Origin of the sequence: Neobacillus driksii (assembly GCF_013409995.1) — a bacterium.
GTDB classification, from domain to species: Bacteria; Bacillota; Bacilli; order Bacillales; family Cytobacillaceae; genus Neobacillus; species Neobacillus driksii.
In genome coordinates this window covers 50,745-73,068 of record NZ_JACCBX010000021.1, presented here as the reverse complement: position 1 = coordinate 73,068, position 22,324 = coordinate 50,745, and the positions used below count along the sequence as shown (strand labels likewise).

At 39.5% G+C, this 22,324-nt stretch carries 18 protein-coding genes; 16 read left to right on the top strand and 2 right to left on the bottom strand.

The window, feature by feature from the left end; translation table 11 throughout:
- Window positions 1-80 precede the first annotated feature (80 nt).
- The 7 genes from F4694_RS30155 to F4694_RS30125 all read left to right on the top strand — a co-directional run bounded on the left by F4694_RS30155 (window position 81) and on the right by F4694_RS30125 (window position 8,694).
- Window positions 81-1,016 (top strand): dihydrodipicolinate synthase family protein, encoded by a 936-nt coding sequence (locus F4694_RS30155; protein ID WP_179603597.1) that lies wholly within the window; start codon window positions 81-83, stop codon window positions 1,014-1,016.
- 195 nt (window positions 1,017-1,211) lie between these two features.
- Window positions 1,212-2,051 (top strand): aldo/keto reductase, encoded by an 840-nt coding sequence (locus F4694_RS30150; protein ID WP_179603596.1) that lies wholly within the window; start codon window positions 1,212-1,214, stop codon window positions 2,049-2,051.
- A 107-nt stretch (window positions 2,052-2,158) separates the two neighbouring features.
- Window positions 2,159-3,541: a glycoside-pentoside-hexuronide (GPH):cation symporter gene (locus F4694_RS30145; protein WP_179603595.1), complete on the top strand. Its 1,383-nt coding sequence runs from the start codon at window positions 2,159-2,161 to the stop codon at window positions 3,539-3,541.
- Window positions 3,542-3,548: 7 nt separating this feature from the next.
- On the top strand, window positions 3,549-5,150 hold the full coding sequence (locus F4694_RS30140) for a glycoside hydrolase family 43 protein (protein ID WP_179603594.1): 1,602 nt from the start codon (window positions 3,549-3,551) through the stop codon (window positions 5,148-5,150).
- Between the two features lie 30 nt (window positions 5,151-5,180).
- Complete coding sequence (locus tag F4694_RS30135) at window positions 5,181-6,662, top strand: glycoside hydrolase family 5 protein (protein ID WP_218895896.1); 1,482 nt, start codon at window positions 5,181-5,183, stop codon at window positions 6,660-6,662.
- 161 nt (window positions 6,663-6,823) lie between these two features.
- Window positions 6,824-7,489, top strand: coding sequence for a nitroreductase (locus F4694_RS30130; RefSeq protein WP_179603593.1), 666 nt, complete (start codon window positions 6,824-6,826; stop codon window positions 7,487-7,489).
- 65 nt (window positions 7,490-7,554) lie between these two features.
- Complete coding sequence (locus F4694_RS30125; RefSeq protein WP_179603592.1) at window positions 7,555-8,694, top strand: glycerate kinase family protein; 1,140 nt, start codon at window positions 7,555-7,557, stop codon at window positions 8,692-8,694.
- Between the two features lie 126 nt (window positions 8,695-8,820).
- Here F4694_RS30125 and F4694_RS30120 read toward each other — a convergent pair whose 3' ends face one another.
- Window positions 8,821-9,966, bottom strand: a complete 1,146-nt coding sequence (locus tag F4694_RS30120; protein WP_179603610.1) for an ROK family protein — start codon at window positions 9,964-9,966, stop codon at window positions 8,821-8,823.
- A 412-nt stretch (window positions 9,967-10,378) separates the two neighbouring features.
- Between F4694_RS30120 and xylA the strand changes: the two genes are divergently transcribed.
- From xylA to F4694_RS30090, 6 genes are all read left to right on the top strand, one after another.
- Window positions 10,379-11,710 (top strand): xylose isomerase, encoded by a 1,332-nt coding sequence (gene xylA / locus F4694_RS30115; protein WP_179603591.1) that lies wholly within the window; start codon window positions 10,379-10,381, stop codon window positions 11,708-11,710.
- A 76-nt stretch (window positions 11,711-11,786) separates the two neighbouring features.
- Window positions 11,787-13,286 carry a xylulokinase gene (xylB, locus tag F4694_RS30110; RefSeq protein WP_179603590.1) on the top strand — a complete coding sequence of 500 codons (1,500 nt, stop codon included), beginning with the start codon at window positions 11,787-11,789 and terminating at the stop codon, window positions 13,284-13,286.
- Between the two features lie 11 nt (window positions 13,287-13,297).
- Window positions 13,298-14,668 (top strand): MATE family efflux transporter, encoded by a 1,371-nt coding sequence (locus F4694_RS30105; protein ID WP_179603589.1) that lies wholly within the window; start codon window positions 13,298-13,300, stop codon window positions 14,666-14,668.
- 273 nt (window positions 14,669-14,941) lie between these two features.
- Window positions 14,942-15,598 (top strand): SGNH/GDSL hydrolase family protein, encoded by a 657-nt coding sequence (locus F4694_RS30100; protein ID WP_179603588.1) that lies wholly within the window; start codon window positions 14,942-14,944, stop codon window positions 15,596-15,598.
- 44 nt (window positions 15,599-15,642) lie between these two features.
- Window positions 15,643-16,626 (top strand): aldo/keto reductase, encoded by a 984-nt coding sequence (locus tag F4694_RS30095; protein WP_179603587.1) that lies wholly within the window; start codon window positions 15,643-15,645, stop codon window positions 16,624-16,626.
- A 51-nt stretch (window positions 16,627-16,677) separates the two neighbouring features.
- Window positions 16,678-17,241, top strand: coding sequence for a polysaccharide deacetylase family protein (locus F4694_RS30090; RefSeq protein ID WP_179603609.1), 564 nt, complete (start codon window positions 16,678-16,680; stop codon window positions 17,239-17,241).
- 61 nt (window positions 17,242-17,302) lie between these two features.
- Here the strand turns inward: F4694_RS30090 and F4694_RS30085 are convergent, their stop codons facing one another.
- Window positions 17,303-17,920, bottom strand: a complete 618-nt coding sequence (locus F4694_RS30085) for a YesL family protein (RefSeq protein ID WP_179603586.1) — start codon at window positions 17,918-17,920, stop codon at window positions 17,303-17,305.
- A 171-nt stretch (window positions 17,921-18,091) separates the two neighbouring features.
- On the opposite strand from F4694_RS30085, the gene F4694_RS30080 reads away from it, so the two are divergent.
- From F4694_RS30080 to F4694_RS30070, 3 genes are all read left to right on the top strand, one after another.
- On the top strand, window positions 18,092-19,861 hold the full coding sequence (locus tag F4694_RS30080) for a sensor histidine kinase (protein WP_179603585.1): 1,770 nt from the start codon (window positions 18,092-18,094) through the stop codon (window positions 19,859-19,861).
- Entirely contained in the window at window positions 19,830-20,615 is a 786-nt protein-coding gene (locus F4694_RS30075; RefSeq protein WP_179603608.1) for a response regulator transcription factor, read from the top strand. Before F4694_RS30080 ends, F4694_RS30075 begins: the two co-directional genes overlap by 32 nt.
- A gap of 137 nt (window positions 20,616-20,752) precedes the next feature.
- Window positions 20,753-22,045, top strand: a complete 1,293-nt coding sequence (locus F4694_RS30070; protein ID WP_179603607.1) for an extracellular solute-binding protein — start codon at window positions 20,753-20,755, stop codon at window positions 22,043-22,045.
- Window positions 22,046-22,324: the final 279 nt, after the last annotated feature.

Sequence of the window (22,324 nt, the reverse complement as noted above, 5' to 3'; positions counted from 1 at the left end):
GGAAACATTGTTCTAATATTAAAATTCACAGCGGGCTCTCGTAAATTGTGAGCCTGCTAGATTCCAAGGAGAGAGGTCTATTGAAAAAAGCTCAATTTTTAACGCCTGTGGTAACGGCTTTTGATTCTGAGGGCAATTTGGACCACCAGGCCAACAAAAATATTTATGATTTCCTAATAAATGGGGGAGTAGACGGTTTAGTCATTATGGGCAGTACCGGGGAGTTTTCCTATATTGAGGATGCCCAGAAGAAAGCGTTGATTGACTTAGCGGTAAGCTATGTGAATCATCGGACCAAAGTATATATCGGAACTGCGTGCATGACGGTAGAAGATACGGTTCAACTATCCAACTATGCAATTGATGCAGGTGCCGATGGTGTCATGATAATTAGCCCTTATTATTTTTACCTCTCAGATGAGAGTGTGGAGCTCTATTTTGACCAAGTGGCTCCAAGGATAAAGGGGGATATTTACTTATATAATTATCCTGCAAGGACCGGTCACGATTTGTCACCTGAAGTGACGCTGAATCTTTTGCGGAAACATAAAAATATTAAAGGATATAAAGATACTGTTACCGAAATGGGACATACGAGAAAGTTAATCCAAACGGTGCAGAACGAATTCCCGGATTTTATTATCTATTCCGGATTTGATGAAAACTTCGCGCATAATGTTCTTAGCGGCGGTAATGGCTGTATTGGTGGCCTTTCTAATATATATCCAGAAGTATTTTCCGCATGGGTAAATGCCCTTAACGAAAAAGACTTGAAAAAAGCAGCTGATATTCAGAGCATTGTTGATAAAATGATGGAGCTATACGATTTTGGCCCAACCTTTATCCCATTTACGAAACAAGCGATGGTCCTTAGAGGAATCAGATTAGAGGGGTATTGTCAAAAACCGCTCATCCAGCCAAATGAGGAACTAACAGAGTCTATCAATATGCTATTGAAAGAGTTAGATGCGAGAATCGTTCAGGTCATTCCTGACTATAAAGGTGTGTTAGCATAAAAAATTCCATAAATTATACAATAATGGAGTCAATTTCTTGGTAATGTGGTGATATAATCTAGCCAGGCAGGCCTAGATGACAAAACTGTGTTTTATAATATAAAATTATTTGACATCTATCCATATTGCGCCGGTAGGAATCCTTCCTCAACCGGTGCCAAGAGCCAAATAAAAGTTGTAAAAGGAGTGAAGCAGATGGTAAAAGAATTACAAAGTACAACAACCTTACATAATGGTGTGAAAATGCCATGGGTTGGCTTAGGGGTCTTTAAAGTACAAGACGGGGAAGAAGTTGTCAGTTCGGTAAAGGCTGCCCTTGAGGTAGGGTATCGAAGCATTGATACTGCTGCCATTTACGCCAATGAAGAAGGTGTGGGTAAAGCGATAGCAGAATCAAATGTGCCGCGCGAAGAATTATTTGTTACCACTAAGGTTTGGAATGCCGATCATGGCTATGAAGAAACGTTAGCAGCTTTTGATGTAAGCTTAAAGAAGTTGGGTTTAGATTATTTAGACCTTTATTTGATTCATTGGCCCCTGCCATCTCAAGGAAAGTATATTGAAACATGGAAAGCACTCGAGCAGCTTTATAAGGATGGACGTGTTCGCGCTATTGGTGTAAGTAACTTCAAAATTCATCATCTCGAGGATATTATAGCCAACTGCGAAGTTATTCCATTGGTCAATCAAGTAGAATATCATCCGCGATTTAATCAAAGCGAGTTGCATGCTTTTTGTAAAAAACATGGGATTCAGCTTGAAGCATGGTCTCCATTAATGCAGGGTGGTCTTTTTGAAGAGCCGGTTCTAGTGGAGATTGCTGAGAAGTACAAGAAGTCAACCGCACAAATTATCATCCGCTGGGATATTCAAAATGGGGTAGTCACGATTCCAAAGTCTGTTAAACCGCACCGGATTGCAGAGAACGCAGAAGTATTCGATTTTGAGCTTTCACAAGAGGATATGGACAAAATAAACAATCTCAACACAAATCAACGAATGTTTGCAGATCCTGATGATTTTAACCGAGTGTAAAATCTAATTATCCGATATGGCAATAAAGAATAGGATTATGATACCCACTTAGTTTATACAACGTACAAACTAAGTGAGTGCCAATTAAAATGTAGAGGGGAATCAAAATGAGTACAAGTCTTGCTCAAAAGATCACCGTAGTAGCACCAGAGAAAATTAAAATGAAGGAAAAGGTTGGCTATGCTACTGGGGATTTAGCCTGTAACTTCATTTATCAAACAGTAAGTAGTTATCTATTATTTTTCTATACGGATGTTTTTGGAATTACCGCTGCAGCAGCTGGATTGATGTTCCTAGTTGTCCGATTGATTGATGCTGTTCTCGATCCATTTATCGGAGCGGTTATTGATAAAACCAATACAAAATACGGAAGATTTCGTCCCTATCTTTTATACGGTGCCTTTCCGTTTGCAGGGGTTGCGATTCTGTGTTTCACCACGCCAGGATTTTCTGATCCGATGAAACTCGTGTATGCCTATGCTACATATATTTTATTATCCATTACGTATTCAGTGATTAACATCCCTTATGCTGCCCTAACTTCGGCCATTACCCAAGATAACAAAGAAGTTGTCAGCCTGACTTCCGTCCGGATGCTGTTCGGAAACATGGGTGGCTTAATCGTTTCCTTTGGTGTACCACTTTTAGCTGGTATCTTCACCAATATGACTGGTGAGACAGGCTCTGGTTGGCAAATCACCATGACAATCATGGGAATTATGGGAGCACTGTTATTGTTGTACAGCTTCTATAACACAAAAGAACGCGTTCCGCTTAATCATTCAAAAGAGGCTCAGATCAATTTTAAAGATATCTGGGTTCAATTAAGAACCAATCGTCCACTTTTAATCGTATGCTTTTTCTTTATTCTGAACTTTGGTGTAAACTCCATCGTTAACTCTGTGGGTATTTATTATGTCACTTATAACGTTGCAAGACCGGAGTTAGTAAAATGGTATGGTTTAATGGGAACGCTTCCTGCCCTCATTCTTATGCCATTAATGCCAATGATGTATAAATGGATGGGTAAGAAAAAACTATTATTTACCGCTTTATCTTTAAAGGCAATCGGATTATTGGCTCTTTTCTTGGTTCCGGCATCCATGGTACCACTAGTATTTGCAGGGCGTTTAATCGCGGCACTTGGTACGATCACTGCAGGTGCATTTACATGGGCATTAATTCCTGAAACAATCGATTATGGCGAATATAAGACTGGCAAACGTGCGAGCGGTGTCATCTATGCATTAGTTGGATTCTTCTTCAAGTTTGGTATGGCCATTGGTGGTATTGTACCAGGTCTAATTTTAGCAAACTTTGGTTATGTGGCGAACCAAGCACAAACACCAGAGGCATTAAACGGTATTTTGTTAACAATGACTGCCATTCCAGTCGTATTCGTTATCATCGAGCTTGCAGCGATTTTCTTCTATAACTTAGATGAAAAGGAACATAAACGAATTCTTGCTGAATTAAAAACGAGAGGATGATGAACAAATGAAAATTCAAAATCCAGTATTGAAAGGTTTTAATCCAGACCCTAGCATTTGCAGGGTTGGAGATGATTACTATATTGCGGTATCTACGTTTGAGTGGTTTCCTGGAGTCCAAATCCATCATTCTAAGGATCTAGTAAACTGGCATCTTGTATCACGCCCGTTAAATAGAGTTTCCCTTATCGATATGAAAGGGAATCCCAATTCCGGCGGTGTATGGGCACCATGCCTAACTTATGCTGACGGTCAATTCTGGTTGATCTATTCAGATGTAAAAATGCATTCCGGTGCGTGGAAGGATTCCCACAATTACTTAACCACTTGCGAAACCATTGATGGTGAGTGGAGTGAGCCGATTTATCTAAATAGTTCAGGATTTGATCCTTCTTTGTTCCATGATGTGGACGGAAAAAAATATATTATCAATATGTTATGGGATCAAAGAACGTATAAACATTCCTTTGGGGGAATTGTCTTACAGGAATACTCCCATGAGGAAAAGCGCTTAATTGGCAAACCGAAGGTCATCTTTGAGGGAACAGATATAAGGCTGACCGAGGGACCACATTTATATTTTATTGAAGGTTATTACTATCTGTTGACAGCAGAGGGTGGAACACGCTATGAACATACTGCAACTCTGGCGAGGTCCAAAAATATCGACGGACCATATGGGCTGCATCCAGATCATCCTTTCCTAACTTCCTGGCATGACCCGCGAAATCCGTTGCAAAAATGCGGACATGCTTCGATCGTACACACTCATACGGATGAATGGTATTTGGCACACCTAACAGGCAGACCATTATCTCATGAGGATAAACCAGTGCTTGGTTATCGTGGTTTTTGTCCACTAGGAAGAGAAACTGCGATTCAAAAACTTGAATGGAAAGACGGATGGCCATATGTTGTCGGCGGAAAACAAGGATCTGTCGAAGTAGAAGCACCGAAGATGGAAGAAGTGAAATGGGAGCGAGATTATGAAGAAATTGACCATTTTGATAGTCTAACTTTGAACCACCATTACCAGACGTTACGGATTCCGTTAACGGAAGATATTATGTCCTTAACAGACAATCCGGGAAATTTACGCCTTTATGGAAAAGAGTCACTAACGTCTTGCTTTACTCAGGCTTTGGTTGCACGACGTTGGCAGTCATTCCATTTTGACGCGGGCACAGCGGTTTCTTTTAATCCCAAAACGTATCAACAAGCTGCAGGTTTGGTTTGCTATTACAATACCGAGAATTGGACAACTGTTCAAATTACCTGGAATGAAGAAAAGGGTCGTATGATCGATATCATGAGTGCCGATAATTTTACTTTTTCACAGCCTCTTCAGGGTAAAGAAATTCCCGTTCCTGAATCCGTCGAGTATGTCCATTTAAAAGTAAAGGTAAGGGAACATACCTATCAATTCGCTTATTCCTTTGATGGCGAAACTTGGTCTGATATTCCTGTAAACTTTGAATCTTATAAGCTATCAGATGAATATGTCCGTTTGAACGGATTTACTGGTGCGTTTGTTGGCATGCATTGTCAAGACACAAGTGGAACAAGCCAACCAGCCGACTTTGACTATTTTACTTATAAGGAACTTTAATCACTTTTAAATGAAAGGAAGGGAATATTCATGGAAATGCTTCAGGTAATTAATAATAAAATTACTAATTCTGTCGGTAAGCCGATTCAACTAAGAGGTACATGCATCGGCGGCTGGATGAACATGGAAGACTTTATTAATGGCTACACGGGAACAGAGCATGCTCTTCGTCATACAGTCGCGGAAGTGATTGGTAAAGAAAAAGCAGAATTCCTATTTGATAGAATGCTTCACTACTTCTTCGGCGAAGACGACATCGAGTTTATTAAAAGCTGGGGTGCAACCACGATTCGAATTCCATTAAATTATCGTCACTTTGAGGATGATGAGGCACCATTTACCTATAAAGAATCTGGATTCGAGCGTTTAGACAAAATTATTAATTTATGCGAGAAGCATGGTCTTTACGTGATTCTTGACCTTCATGCGGTGCAGGGCTTTCAAAACACTCACTGGCACTCAGATAACGATGTACGTCACAGCTTTTTCTGGCATGATAAAACATATCAAGACAGATTTGTCGCGTTATGGGAAGAGTTTGCACGTCGCTATCATGGAAGAGGAGTAATTGCAGGATATAATGTCATGAATGAACCTGCTGTGAATACACCACACGGCGATTTCCCACATACCTTCTTTGGTAATTATAAACCGGATTGGGAAAGAATGAACCGGGTCTACAGACGTGTAGTTGAAGCAATCCGCGCCATTGATCCTGAACATATCATCTTCCTTGAAGGAGATAATTACTCTAAATTATTTGATGGCTTAGAAGCTCCTTTTGCTAAAAATTTGGTGTACAGCAGTCATAATTATACAGCAGCTGGTTTCGGACCTGGATCATACCCAGGAGTCGCCGACGCAAAAACACCGCGCGTGGTAAGCGGGCAGTATTGGGATAAAGCCGTCCAAGAGGAAGTATTTTATAACCATGAAGGTACTAAATATGCACAGAAGTATAATGTTCCTCTTTGGGTAGGGGAGTTTGGCTCTGTTTATAATGGCCCAGAAAATGAAATCACTGACCGGTTAAGTGCGATGGATGATCAACTTGGCATTTTTGAAGAGTTTGGTGCACATTGGACCACATGGACATATAAAGATGTTGGTGTTATGGGCTTAGTGACACTGGATCCAGAATCAGAGTATATGAAAAAGGTTGCTTCGATAGTTAAAATGAAACATGCCTTAAATACCGATGATTGGATGATTTGGCTGCCAGGCTTTAAGGCAAGAGAATTAGCTGCGGAATTGGCCAGTCATTTAGAAGAGGTTGTCAATCCGGAAATGTCTCACGGCTATAATCTAGCTAGCCTTTCACAAGCCCTATTCACCATCTATGCTGGGGCGCTAATACAGCCAGAGTATGCCAAGATTTTTAAAGATCTTTCCGAAGAAGAAATAGACCTAATTATGCAGTCATTCGCCTTCAAAAACTGCAAGGTTAACGAAGGGCTGCTAAATATCTTAAAGAAACATTCAGTTGAAAAAGCACAGGTGATACAAAACTAATTTTATGAATCTGCGTTATTATAAAATCTAGTACATTCATGTACAAATATTTCTCTAGACGAAATATAAAGGCTGATTTCAAAAAAGGTGCTGACAGGAACCTTTGTGGAATCAGCCTTCTCTTTACGTATGTTTTAAGTAACTAGGGGGAGGATTACTTCTTGGAAGCAACAAAACTTTTTTCTGAAAGACATACAATTCGAAAATATTTAAATAAACCTGTAAGTAAGGAATTATTGATAAAGGTATTGACAGATGCTGTCCGTGCCCCGTCATGGGCAAATTCACAACCTTGGGAGATATATGTTGCAGCAGGAGAAAAGATAGAAGCGTTACGATTGGCTTACTTAAAATCATTTCAAAATCATGAAGCACATACACAGGATTTGCCAACACCTAAGGAATGGCCGGAGTATATTGATAGCCGATTGAAAAAGAGCTTTGCAGAGTCATTTAAAAGCATGGGGATTGTTCGCGATGACGACAAAGCACGCTATCAAAATTGGAAAAATAACTATGAGTTTTTTGGTGCACCAGTTGCTGTGTTCTTATGTCTTGATACGACTCTTTCGGATTGGTCTTTATTTGATCTTGGATTGTTTGCCAACAGCCTAATGCTCGCTGCAAAAGCACATGGACTTGATTCTGCACCGGCTGCAAGCTCTGTATCCTATCCGCATCATATAAGAAAGGTGCTCGATATTCCGGAAAATCAAAAAATTATTGTTGGAATTATGGTTGGCTATGCAGATGTAGAGCACCCCTATAATCAATATATTTCCAGCCGGGTCCCAATGGAAGAAGTTGTCCATTTTAGAGGTATCTGATAAACAGGATTTGAATTCTACAGTTAAATGAAAAGGATAGAATGTAAGAGAAAAGGTGGGAATATATGAAAAATGACTTTGTTATATTGTTAGCACCCGATTCATTTAAAGAAAGTATGACAGCAAAAGAAGCATGTGAGGCAATGGAACGAGGAATAAAGAAAGTAAATGATAAGATTACGTGTATACACGTTCCAATGGCAGATGGTGGCGAAGGTACGATGCAATCCCTAGTTGATGCAACTGGCGGTGAAATCTATAAACATAAAGTATTCGGTCCTCTTGGGAATGAGGTAGAAGCGTCTTATGGTATTTTAGGAGACGGTGAAACAGGAATCATTGAAATGGCTAGCGCAAGCGGAATTCATTTAGTCTCAAAGGAGGACAGAAATCCACTTATTACCACCACCTACGGTACAGGTCTATTAATAAAAGCTTGTTTAGACCATGGTGTTAAAAAACTATTAATTGGTATTGGCGGGAGTGCAACAAATGATGGAGGAGCTGGCGTTATACAGGCATTAGGCGGAAAGCTGCTTGATGAAAAAGGAGTGGAACTAGGTTTTGGCGGCGGAGAATTAGGAAGATTAGCTAGCATTGATTTAACTAATTTTGACCAGCGTTTAAAAGATATTTCCGTTGAGGTAGCCTGTGATGTTAACAATCCACTCTGTGGAGAGAGAGGGGCCTCCAACGTGTTTGGACCACAAAAGGGAGCTACTCTAGATATGATAGAAATATTGGATCACAACCTAAGAAACTATGCGAATGTGATTAAGGAAGTAATGAAAAAAGATATCGTAGAGGTACCAGGTGCAGGAGCTGCAGGTGGATTGGGCGCTGGACTGATGGTATTCTTAAATGCAACTTTGAAAAGTGGGATTGACATTGTTATTGAATATACATCCTTAGGGGAGAAGGTTAAATCTGCTGATATGGTTTGGACTGGTGAAGGAAGTATCGATTTTCAAACCAAATTTGGAAAGACTTCATATGGGGTTTCAACGATTGCAAAAAAGTATAATAAACCAGTAGTAGCATTCGCTGGTATAGTGGGCAAAGAAATCGATTCCTTGTATGAAAAGATTGATTCAATTTTTTGTATCATGCAGGGGGTTGTTTCTTTAGAGGAAGCACTGACTAATGGTAAGCAAAACCTTGAAAAAACCTCAGAAAATGCTATGAAATTGATGAGTTTAGTATAGAAAAAAGAAGAATGGACTTTCCAAAGACTTCAAACGGGTTAATATAAATAGTGCATAAAAAATAACCCTGCTTTCTCTAAAAAAGCTGGGTTATTTTTTATAAAAGGTAAGTTCTTAACACAACCATTAAGAAGTTTTTACTTCTTCTTTAATAAATCTCTCAACAACAAAAGCAGACACGCCTAATGCAGTCGAGTATTTACCAAGCTTTGAAAAATCAATTCGCATCTCTTTTTGGTGATGCGCAAGTGTATGGTTTTGTATGGTTGTCCGGATGGGCTCCTCAATCCATTGTTTTGCCAACGCTAACCGGTTTCCTATGATGACTTGGTCGGGGTTAAAGGTGTTAATAATGTTATTGATACCATATCCAAGGTAAGTCCCAATTTCCCCCAGAAGTTTATGAGAGGTTTGATTACGATCTTCTGCTAAAGCAATCATTGACTCAAGTGAATCGGTGTTAGCCATCTCTAGCAAAGCATTTTCAGATGCATATGCTTCCCAACAACCTCTGCTTCCACAGCTGCAAGGCTTTCCGTTGATATCAATAATCATGTGTCCCATCTCGCCAGAGAATCCATTTTTCCCCTGATATAACTCTTTGTTTAAAATAATTCCTACACCGATACCAATTCCAGCACTAATATAAATAATGTTTTGATAGTCTTGACCTGCACCGAACTGCTGTTCACCAAAAGCACCAGCGTTTGCCTCGTTTTCAATGATAACAGGAACTTGGAATAGGTTCTCGAGGTCCATTTTCAACTGTATATTTGTCCAGCCCAAGTTTGGAGCAAGCAGGACACAACCCTCTTTGTTTACAATTCCAGGAACCCCAACTCCTATTCCCACAATTCCATACCTGCTGCTAGGCATCTCATCAATTAGAGATTGAACCATATTCTGAACAATGCCTAAAATTGTGGGATAAGGGGTTCGGTTAACCAATTGATTTTTCTCAATCAGAATATTACCTTTTAAGTCCGTCAAGACACATAATACATAATTTACCCCGATATCAATCCCAACTGCATAGCCTGCTGCTTTATTGAAATGAAGGATAACAGGTCGCCGGCCGCCGCTTGATTCCCCAGGTCCAGATTCAAAAATGAGTTCTTCTTCTAATAATTCGTTTACTAAAGAAGAAACTGTTGCCTTATGTAAACCTGAAACTTGGGCAATGTCGGCTCTTGAAATGGGATCCTTCTCCATAATTAATTGTAATACGAGCGCTTTATTATTTTTTTTTACAATATGTTGGTTCCAAGTCATGGTTCGCACTTATAAAAACTCCTTATTTGATAGTATATTAATTTTAGCACAAACTTTGTTTAATAGATATACAAACAGTAACAAGCGGTAAAATGAACAGGCCTGTCCCTACAACTATTTTCGACCATCTTGTTGATAAAAAATACCTTTAAAATATGATTGTTCAAATTACCGAAACAGGAGGACACTAACAGAATATTGATGGGTCAAAGGTGTCTATCCCTATGCCAGAATTATTTAATTTATCGATAAAAAAATTTATATAAACTTAGTTTATACGATAGACAAACTAAGTTGACGGTGATATAATTTGAGTAACAAAGGTTAAGAGGCTCTAATGACCCTTTGTAAGCATTTACATTAGCTTCGAAACCATAAATTTAAAAACCAAAATACTAGGAGGAATAACCAAATGGCTTATTTCGAAACAGTTAACAAAATTCAATTTGAAGGCGCATCATCTAAAAATCCTTTAGCGTTTAAGTATTATAATCCGGAAGAATTAATAAATGGTAAGACAATGGAAGAAATTCTACGATTCTCTGTTGCTTACTGGCATACATTTACAGCAGATGGTACAGATCCATTTGGTGTTGGTACAGCTATCCGTCCTTGGAATCACTTAAAAGGGTTAGATTTAGCTAAGGCGCGTGTGGAAGCAGCATTCGAACTTTTTGAAAAATTAAATGTTCCTTTCTTTGCTTTCCATGATGTTGATATTGCACCAGAAGGAAGCACTTTAAAAGAAACAAATGAAAATCAAGATGTTATTGTAGGTATGATTAAGGAATACATGAAAACTAGTAAAACGAAATTGCTTTGGAACACAGCCAACATGTTCTCTAACCCACGTTATGTTCATGGTGCTGCAACCTCTCCGAATGCAGATGTATTCGCATACTCTGCAGCAAAAGTGAAAAAGGCTTTGGAAGTAGCAAAAGAACTTGGTTCCGAAAACTACGTTTTCTGGGGCGGACGTGAAGGTTACGAAACACTTTTAAATACAAACATGAAGCTTGAGCAAGATAACTTAGCACGCTTCTTCCATATGGCAGTAGATTATGCAAAAGAAATCGGCTTAAACGTTCCATTCTTAATCGAGCCAAAACCAAAAGAGCCTACAAAGCACCAATATGATTTTGATGTGGCTACTGGTCTAGCATTCTTACAAAAATATGACCTAACAGACTACTTCAAATTTAATATTGAAGCAAACCATGCTACTTTGGCTGGTCACACATTTGAGCATGAGTTAAGAACAGCTCGTATTAACGGAATGTTAGGTTCTGTTGACGCTAACCAAGGTGATACACTACTTGGCTGGGATACAGATGAGTTCCCAACTGATCTTTATACGAACACATTGGCTATGTATGAAATCCTCAAAAACGGTGGTTTAGGAAAAGGCGGCTTGAACTTTGACGCGAAAGTAAGAAGAGGTTCCTTCGAAGCAGAAGATCTATTCCACGCACACATCGCTGGTATGGATGCATTTGCAATCGGGCTTAAAGTTGCTAATAAGCTAATCGAAGATAAAGTACTCGATAGCTTTGTTGAAGAACGCTACAGCAGCTATACAAAAGGAATTGGTTTAGAGATCGTTGAAGGAAAAACAAACTTCCGCGAGCTTGAAGCTTATGCTCTTGGATTAACAGAAATCAAGAATACATCAGGTAGAACAGAGCGCCTAAAGGCTTTAATCAATCAATATTTACTAGAAACACTTTCAAGTGTAACAGTTTAATCTATACTCAATATAAACATGAAAAAGTGCTGGTAGCCTATTACTCCAGCACTTTTTTTAGAAAAGGATGATAAGGATGAAGTATGTAATCGGAGTTGACCTAGGAACGAGTGCCGTAAAAATCCTACTTGTGAATCAAAAAGGTGAAGTGTGTAAGGAAGTTTCTAAATCATATCCTTTGATCATTGAAAAATCAGGCTACAGTGAACAAAACCCAGAAGAATGGGTAGAAAAAACAACAGCAGGATTAAAGGAACTAATACAGCAATTCGATGGAGATGTAAACGATATTGAAGGAATCAGTTTCTCCGGCCAAATGCACGGCCTAGTTTTATTAGATGAAAACAATCAAGTATTAAGAAACGCGATCTTGTGGAATGACACAAGAACCACAAAACAATGCCAGGAAATTTATGACGTTGTTGGCAGAGAGCGTTTATTAGAAGTAACGAAAAATCCAGCGTTAGAAGGCTTTACTTTACCAAAAATTCTTTGGGTAAAAGAATATGAACCAGAAATTTTTCAACAGGCGAAACGATTTGTCCTTCCAAAAGACTATCTTCGTTACCGGCTTACAGGGAATATCCACATGGAGTATTCTGATGCGGCGGGAACGTTATTGCTAAACGTTGCCGAGCGAGAGTGGAGCGGTGAAGTGTTAGACGCCTTTGGTCTTTCAGCTGATTTGTGTCCAGCTTTAGTAGAATCCCATGCGTTCGTTAGTACAATGACGGCAGAAATTGCGCAAGCAACTGGATTATCAGAAGCTGTTAAGGTATTCGCCGGTGGAGCTGACAATGCTTGCGGCGCAATCGGATCAGGGATTTTATCGGAAGGAAAAACATTAGCAAGTATCGGTACCTCAGGCGTTGTTCTTTCCTATGAAGAAAGAAATGACCTCGACTTTGAAGGCAAGGTTCACTACTTTAACCATGGTGAAGAAAATACTTACTATACAATGGGTGTAACTCTAGCTGCTGGCTATAGCTTAAGCTGGTTTAAAGAAACATTTGCGAAGGAAGAAAACTTTGATAAGTTTTTAGCAGGTGTGGATGAAGTTCCGGCAGGCAGCAACGGATTGTTATTTACTCCGTATATCGTTGGCGAAAGAACTCCACATGCGGACTCAAATATTCGCGGCAGCTTTATTGGTATCGATGCTGCGCATGAACGTAAGCACTTTGCTCGTGCTGTCCTTGAGGGAATAACCTTTTCATTAAATGAATCCATTGAGATTTTTAGAAGCAGCGGGAAGACCATTGATTCCATCGTCTCAATTGGCGGCGGCGCTAAGAATGACACTTGGCTGCAAATGCAGGCAGATATCTTCAATGCAAAAATTGAAAAGCTTACGAGCGAACAAGGCCCTGGGATGGGTGCAGCAATGTTAGCGGCATATGGCTGTGGCTGGTACCCATCACTTAAAGAATGTGCAGAGGAATTTATTCAAACAGCAAAGACCTATTATCCTATTCCGGAAAACGTTGAAGCCTATCAGAAACTATTTACAATCTACAAAAAAGTTTATTCACAAACAAAGGAATTGAATGAGCAATTAAGAGAGTTTAGGAAATAAGAGGATTTCTAATGGAAAAATCCATAAATAAAAGCACTCCTCAGTTAAGTTTACTAGCAATTACTTGGCCAATTTTTGTAGAACTATTTCTCCAAGTGATTATGGGCAGTACCGACACCATTATGCTTTCGCATATTTCGGATGATGCTGTCGCAGCTGTGGGTGTGGCAAACCAGCTTATATTTTTATGTATTCTCATCTTCAGTTTCGTATCAAGTGGGACAGCTGTTGTTCTCTCCCAATACTTAGGTGCAGGTTTAAAAGATGAAACGAAAAAGGTAACAGCGATCTCAATAACCCTCAACCTTGTCATTGGCTTAGTCATTAGCTTATTCATAGTTATTTTTAGAACAGAACTAGTAAGCTTCTTTCACCTGCAGGAGCATATTGCTGAACTAGGGGAACAATATCTGATGATTGTAGGAGGAACAGTATTTCTTCAAGCCGTTCTAATTACTGTTTCTTCCATTCTAAGAGCGAATGGCTACACCAGAGATGCCATGATGATCTCCATCACAATGAATGTTATTCACTTGATTGGAAATGCCATCTTAATCTTTGGTTTGCTGGGATTTTCAGAGATGGGTGTAATTGGTGTATCCATTTCAACTGCCATTAGCAGGGCCATAGCATTGGCTCTTATTTTAAAGTTACTGTATGATCGAATTCCGATTAACCTTAAATTAAGGGATTATATCACGATTGATGGTATTCAAATTAAAAGGATTCTGAAAATAGGGGTACCAGCAGCAGGGGAACAAATTTGTTTCAACCTCAGCCAGTTAGCTATTACGGCGATCATTGCGATGCTGGGTGCGGCTTCATTAACCACCCGTGTTTATACACAGAATATAGTTTCATTTATTCTTGTGTTTGGCTTAGCAATGGGACAGGGAACCCAAATTCTAATTGGCTACAAGGCAGGAGCCAGAGATTTTGAAGGAGCCTATCATCAATTACTGAAAAGCCTGCGGTATAGTTTAATTATGACAGTGGCAATTGCAATTGTAGTAGCCATTTTTAGGGAACCACTGCTCAGTTTTTTCACCAAGGATGATGAGATAATTTCTATGGGCAGTACATTGTTATTGCTTTGTCTTATCCTCGAGCCGGGAAGAACCTTTAACTTAGTGGTTATCAATTCCTTGCGTGCAACAGGGGATGCAAACATTTCTCTCATTATGGGTTTTATATCAATGTGGGGAATAAGTGTACCATTAGCCTATTTTTTAGGGATTCACCTTGGATTTGGCTTACCGGGGATCTGGATTGCCTTTATTGTTGACGAATGGTTTAGAGGAATTACCATGTACTTTAGATGGAGAAGCCGGGTTTGGGAGAAAAAAGTTTTGGTTCAAAATCAGGCCACTACCGCTAATTAATCTATCCTTCATACGAATGGAGGGCTGGCATTTGTCAGCTCTCTTAAATGGCTGTGTTAAAGAGAATACTGTTGGTTTAACAACCTGTTGATTGGAGTGGAAGGCGCTTGACTCCTGCGGGATGAACGAGCTGAGTGAGACCCCGCAGGTCGGAACGACCGAGGAGGCTCACGGGCGAGCCCGCGGAAAGCATAGCGCCTGGAGCGCAAATCAACAGCCCGGTTGACACAGCCTAGATAATCTAAATATTGGGGCATAAGGAGGAGAGGACGAATGAAACTAGACAAGGGCCAAAAACTCTTATTTATCGGTGACTCTGTAACAGATTGTGAACGAGCAAAACCAGAGGGTGAAGGATTATTTGCTGCCCAGGGTAAAGGGTATGTATCTTTTGTTGATGGGCTGCTTCAAGCGGTTTATCCGGAATTAGGAACTCGGGTAGTAAATAAGGGGATTAGCGGCAATACCGTCCGTGATTTGAAAAATAGGTGGCAGGAAGATGTCATCGATCAAAAACCAGATTGGTTATCCATTATGATAGGTATTAATGATGTATGGCGTCAATATGATACGCCTTTCATTAAAGATTGGCATGTTTACATTGAAGAATACGAACAAACGCTTAAAGAACTCGTGTTAGGAGCAAAGCCATATGTGAAAGAAATGGTTCTTATGACTCCATTTTATTTGGAGAGCAATGAACACGATCAAATGCGCAGGTCAATGGACCAGTACGGGAAGATTGTCAAAAAAATAGCGGAAGAAACCAATTGTTTATTTGTGGATACACAGGCAGCATTTAATAGATTATTAAAGGATTTGTACCCTGCAACCATAGCTTGGGATCGTGTTCATCCTTCTACTGCGGGACATATGGTGCTCGCTCGTGCCTTTCTGAATTCAATTGACTTTGATTGGAACCGTGCTTAAGTAGTTTCTAAATAGAAAAAATGGTAGGTAAAGGAGTTGTCGTGATGAATTATCGTGAACTAGGTAATACAGGAATCATGATCAGTGAGGTCAGCTTTGGAACGTGGGCAATAGGCGGTTCATGGGGCAGGACGAGTGATTCAGAAGCCCTGAAATCTTTAGAATATGCGATGGATAAAGGTGTTAACTTTTTTGATACTGCCGATGTATATGGTGATGGACATAGTGAAGAGTTATTGGCCAAAGCAACGAAGGGAAAGGAAGACCAGATACATATAGCAACGAAGTTCTGCCGTCAGGGTGATATTTTTGATCCAAAAAATTACAGTTATGAAAAGGTAAGCTCTTATTGTGAAGACAGCTTGCGCCGTTTAAACAGGGAAGCGATAGATTTGTATCAAATTCATTGCCCAGCAACAGAGATCTTGAAAGATGGCAGTGTCTTTGATGTACTAGATCGTCTGAAGAAAGAAGGGAAAATTCGTCACTATGGTGTCAGTGTGGAAACTGTCGAAGAAGGACTACTTTGTTTGGAACATCCCAATGTTAAGAGCCTGCAAATCATATTTAACATGTTTCGTCAAAAGCCATTAGAAAACTTAATACCTGAGGCTTATCAAAAAGGCGTTGGTCTTCTTGTTCGATTACCGCTGGCGAGCGGACTGCTGACTGGTAAATTCACCACTGAGCATGTTTTTGAGGCCGATGACCATCGCCGCTTTAATGAAAATGGAGAGGCTTTTAATGTAGGGGAAACTTTTGCCGGTCTTGGATTCCGTAAGGGTGTCGAATTAGCTGACGAGTTAAAGTGGATAGCAGAAGGCCGTAAATCAATGGCTAGTGCAGCATTGCGCTGGATTCTCGATCAAAAAGAAATTACTTGTATCATTCCAGGATTTAAAAATGTTAAACAGGTAGAGGATAATCTCTCTGCTCTTGATACGAAGCCATTCTCAGCAGAAGAACAGAAAGAGATTCAACGTTTCTATCGGGAAAAAGTAAGGGATTATGTAAGAGGTCCTTATTAAGGGAGTGTGGATGATGATTAATGAAATTCCTCATCGCAAAGGGTAGTTGCCATTACATTTGATGATGGACCAAATCCAGTTTACACCCCGCAAGTTTTAGAGATTTTCTCGGAAGCAAAAGGCAAAGCAACTTTCTTTATGATAGGTGAACAGATGCGAAATCATCCTGATGTTGTAAAGCAGGTTGCAGACCAGGGACATGAAATTGGAAATCATACTTTCACTCACCCAAAACTATCTGAGCTAAGCGTACAAGATTGTTTGAAGGAAATTGAAGAAACGGAAAAATTAATAGAGGAAATGGCGGGAAGAAAACCTGTTGTCTTTCGTCCTCCATACCTTGATTATAATCAGGATACAGTATCTTTACTCCAGAAGAAGAGATACCCAATGATTGGTGCGCTAAATTTAGAGGCTCAGGACTGGGAGCAGCCCGGTGTGAGGCATATCTTGGGGAAATCAAGAGATGTGGTGAAAAATGGTAGTATTTTAATTTTTCATGATGGTTATGGCGACCGCTCACAAACGATAGAAGCCGTCCGAATGCTTGTTTCCGAATTAACATTACAAGGATATCAACTTGTAACTGTCAGCGAATTATTAGATTTAGCATAAAAAAGAGGAAGCACAACTAAAACGTTTGTGCTTCCTTTTTTAATCTAGCTCCAGCGGATGTTTAAGCGGCTTTCGCTTTTTGAAGTTTCTTCTCGATTTTTTGAAAGGCAAGATAACAGGATGACATAATAATTCCTGCCGAGAGGCTTCCGCCGAAGAAAAATAACAGTGCTGGTAAAAACTTCATTACAAAGAATAAAGCCACAAAACCTATTAGCATCATTATACTTGAGAGTGGATTCACCATCATGATAAAGAACGAGTTCTTAAACAGCTGAATGAATGTAACGTTATAGTGAACGTAGACAGGAAATATATACAAAATTGTCATAACGATTGCAAAAATGATGAGGTATAAAGGAATTTGAATAATCGTATCTAGTTTTATATAGTTCAAATCGATAAAAATAATATAAGCCAATAAAGCTATGATGAGTCCTAATCTATTACCTCTAAGGAACTCTTTTTTATAGGAATCCCAAAATGTTTGAAATACGGGAATTTCATTATCACCCATGATCCATTTACGTATAATCGTAAACATGGCAACAGTCGCAGGGCTGATTCCAAAGACCACAAGACCAAGAAGTGAGAAGCCAATCCATAATAAATTTACATAGGCAAACCTAGTGATCCATTCGGTAAGAGTATACAGACCGCTCATTGATAGCTTATTCATAATCATTCCCCTTCTTACGGTGCTTACCGTTTATACACATTATAGAACAATAGGTACATGTTGAAAACGGTTAATTTCTAAATTGACAGATTTTTGATATTTTAAAATAATATTACGTAATTCGACAAAATGCGTTATAGTAAAAAAAAACTATTTTAGAAGGGCGATATTATGTTCGCTAGATTACACAAATGGAACACGTTGCGAAATCAAATACTTGTGGTATTTTTAGTGGTCATGCTGATTGTTTTAGCTATTGTCAGCTTAATCACATTTAATAGAGTATCAACCCTGTTGAAAAATAATGCCGAAAAACAGATACACCAGACGGCAGTAGAGGCAAATGGAAGATTAGAATCTTTATATAAACAAATTAGCACCTCGTCTAAGCTAGTCATGACAAATGACGCAATTCAAAGAACCTTAACAAAAGCATTTCAAGGAGAGAATATTAGTTTTACTGAGCGGCAGCAGTTAGACGGCATCGTAACCACAATTCAAGCAAATACAGATGGGATTTTTTCGTTTGAACTTTATACAGATACAATGGATCGCTTAATCCCGTTAGATGACACAAATTTACTCACAAGAATTGACAGTAATTGGATTCAACAGGCTGATTATGCAAATGGAAGCCTAGTCTGGATTGGTGACGACCCGCGTAACTCTGATAACATCCTTGCACTCAGGCGGGTCAATCTATTAAACCACGGCTTTGAGAATGGCGGATATCTGCTCATTAGTATTTATCGAGATTACCTTCAGTTTGTGGATCCGGATACATCCAATATTGAAAATCAGTATTCGATTTTACTAGACCAGTACTCTGAGCCGATTCTATCAAATTATAATGACCCGCTTGAACCGATTATTTTAGATCCTTCTCCTACGTTGACGTTGGACAACCAGGAGTATATGGTGACAAGACAAACGTCGGATGAAACAAGGTGGACACTGATAATCTTAACTCCGATTAAAGCCCTTACGGAAGGAATTAGTGTATTACGGTCGGGTATCATTATCGCTGGGATTATCGGATTTATTATCTTTTTAATCAGTACGCTGGGGCTATCGAGTTTTATTACAAGACCGATTGTTAAATTGACAAAAACGATGCAGCAGGCGAGTGCAGGCTCGCTAACCTTAAACCCTAGTGTTACCGCTGTTAATGAGATCAATGAGTTAAATAGTACCTATAACCAACTAGTAAAAGAAACAAACCACTTAATCAAAATGGTTTACCAAAAGGAAATTACCCGAAGTCGGAGTGAATTAAAAGCATTACAAGCACAAATTAATCCACATTTTCTTTTTAATACATTGGATGCGCTTAAATGGTCGCTTGAAGATAAAGATGAGGATGAACTAGCGGAGCTTGTAGTAGCGATGTCGAACTTATTCCGTTATACAATCACGAAGCAAAGTGATGGGGATTGGGTTCCAATCAAGGCTGAAATCAAACACATCGAAGACTATATGGAGATTATGAAAATGCGCTTTGGTGATCACTTAAAGTGGCATCTCGACATGCAGTGTGAATTAGGGCATGTCAGAATCCCTAAACTATTAATTCAGCCGTTAGTCGAAAATGCCATTCTGCATGGGGCTGGGAATACATCACAGCCATGTACCATATCTGTATCGATACAACCTACGGAAAATCAGGAATACCTTGAAATTGTCGTTAAAGATGATGGACCGGGGATGAATCGGGAAAAATTAGACTCTATTAAACAGGCCTTACATTCAGGAGGGGTCATTTCGAAAAGCGGAAATGGAATGGCAATCTCGAATGTACACAAACGCCTAGAATTATATTATCAAAAAAGTGGTTTGACCATTATAAGCGAAGAAAAAAGAGGGACAAAGGTCTCGTTTGTCATACCTGTGAAGGGGGAGGAAGACCATGCTGAATACAAAGACGATATTAATCGTGGATGATGAACCAAGAACCCGCCAAGGGCTGAAAAAAAACTTAGATACATGGGCGAATGGGAATTTCCAAATTATCACCGCTTCAAATGGAGAAGAAGCCATCCAACTGATGAAAGAGAATAAAGTTCATATCCTCATCACCGACATCCGGATGCCGGAAATAACAGGATTAGAATTATTAAAAATCGCAAAAGAACTTAATATTTTTCCTGTAATCATCGTGATTTCAGCATACTCTGAGTTTGAGTATGCCCAGGAAGCCCTTCGTCTAGGGGTTATAAACTATCTCCTAAAACCAATCAGCAAAAAGGCATTAATTGAGGCTGTAGAAGAAGCGCTTAAAGAGGTTGAGAAAAAACACCGGGCGGGCTTGATCGAAAAAGTAGTTGATACGAAGCTCGTGGATGCCAATACCCAAAACCCATCGAATCGTGAACCAATCAGAGAAGCAATTGACTATATCAACAACAATCTCAAAAATGAGTTAACCCAGAAAGAAGTTGCGGACCATGTTCATTTAAATCCAAGCTATCTAAGCTCGCTTTTTAAAGAACATGTAAAATTAACCTTCAGTGAATATGTAACCCGCCGCAGAATTCAGCGGGCAAAGGAATTGTTGATGACAACAAACCTCCCAATTAATGATATTGCTGAAGAATCCGGCTATAAAACGGCAAAATACTTTATTAAAATCTTTAGGGAATTAGAAGGTGTGACACCAAGCGCTTACCGAAAAAACAATAATGAAAGGGCTTTCTAAAAATAGTGGCATTTTTCCTAATCGTTGTGACCTATTTTTCAGAACTATCAGAATGTAAGATATAAATGTAAGAGAAAACAAACAAAAGGTCATAGGGGGAATCACGATTGTTTAATAAGAAAACGGTTGCAATCTTCATGTCAGTCATTATGCTACTCTCTCTAGCACTTGCAGGATGTTCTTCTTCAAGTTCTTCAGAAGAAAGCAGTGCCGATGGTAAAAAGGTTATTAAATTCATGCATTTATGGCCGGAAGGCAGCTCAAATGCTCAGTTCTCTATTGTAAAAGATGTGATTGCAGAGTATGAAAAAGAGCACAAAGATATTAAAATTGAAACTGAAATCCTAAACCCTGATCAATACCGCGAAAAGCTGAAAGTACTAGCTTCATCAAATGAACTGCCAGATATCGGTATGACTTGGTCAGATGGTTTTATCAAGCCTTACGTTGAAGGTGACATGTTAGCTCCACTAGATGATATCGTTGAAAACGATGCGGACCTTAAAGACGCATTTATCCCTGGTGTAAAGGAATCATATGCAGTAGATGGAAAAACATATGGTCTTCCACTTGAGTTGAATATTTCTTACGTTTTCTACAACAAAGAAATTTTTGAGAAATATAATTTAGAAGTTCCAAAGACTTTCGAAGAGTATAAGAATGTTATAAAAACTTTAGCTGACAACGGCGTTGTTCCTGCGACAGTGGGTGCGAAAGACGGCTGGCCAGCATCATTCTGGTTCATGTATCTAGCAGACCGTATTGGCGGATCTACTATTTTAACAGACGTTATTAAAGGTAAAGCAAAAATGGACGACCCAGCGATTGTAAAAGCAGCTGAGGAAGTACAAAACCTAGTTGATATGGGTGGATTCGTTAAAGGTTCAAGTGCCTTATCAAACGACGATGCAAAAGGTTACTTCATGAATGAACAGGCAGCGATGTTCTTAACAGCTACTTGGGAATTACCAAACTACACAACAAGCCCTGACGTGGCACAAGAATTCAAAGATAAGATTGGCTATTTCAAGTTCCCAACATATGAAGGCGGAAAAGGGGAAAGCATCGACAGCTACGTAGGCGGACCAGGTGTTGGTTTATTCGTAGCTAAAGAGTCTAAAGTACAAGAAGAAGCAAAAGACTTCGTTGGATACCTTGTAAAGAGATGGGGAGAAAAATCAGTAATCGACGCTGGCGTTATTCCAGCAACGAAAGTAGACACAGCAAGCCTGGATCTTGCTCCAATGTACATTGAAATCTTAAAGGATTTAAGCGAAGCATCAAACGTTACAACATACTTTGATACTCAATCCAGCCCGGCTGTATCTGAATTACATCATGATTTAGTAACTGCTCTCTTTGGAAAACAAGTGACACCGGAAGATTTTGTGAAACAACACAAAGATGAACTTGCTGAAGAGAAAAAGTAAAATGGCCTAATCAAAATCTCAGTATAGAGGGCATACAGGTTATGCCCTCTATCATTTTAGCCGCTTTTTCAAATGGCTGTGTTAAAGGAGACTGTTGACTTTAAAACCTGTTGATTGGAGCGGAAGGCGCTTGACTCCTGCGGGATGCACGAGCTGAGTTAGACCCCGCAGGTCGGAACGACCGAGGAGGCTCACGGGCGAGCCCGCGGAAAGCATAGCGCCTCGTGACAGGCAAAGACCGCCTGTCCCTGCGGTGAGTATTCAAAGAAGCTTTCCTTA